The sequence below is a fragment of the Shewanella electrica genome, from assembly GCF_022321485.1.
Lineage (GTDB): Bacteria > Pseudomonadota > Gammaproteobacteria > Enterobacterales > Shewanellaceae > Shewanella > Shewanella electrica.
In genome coordinates, this window is record NZ_JAKOGG010000675.1 from 1 (window position 1) to 243 (window position 243).

Here is a 243-nt window from a genome sequence, read left to right on the forward strand (position 1 = left end):
TGGACACCAAGTTCAAGCTCTTTGATCACTTGAGGGCGTTGAAGAAGTACCTCCTGCTTGGTCAGGGAGACTTCATCGCTCTGCTGATGGAATCGCTTGCCTCGAATCTGGACCGTCCGGCGAACTCCCAATATCGACACACTCTTACGGCCCAGCTGGAACACGCCATTCGGGCATCGAACGCGCAGTACGATGACCCCGATGTCCTCCGCCGTCTCGATGCGCGCATGTTGGAGCTCAGCC

General features: G+C 57.2%; 1 protein-coding gene. It reads left to right on the forward strand.

All coding sequences use genetic code 11. The features are described from left to right. Positions 1-243, forward strand: a 243-nt coding sequence (locus L9G74_RS21775) for a tubulin gamma complex associated family protein (RefSeq protein ID WP_238898964.1), incomplete at both ends; no start/stop codon positions are given.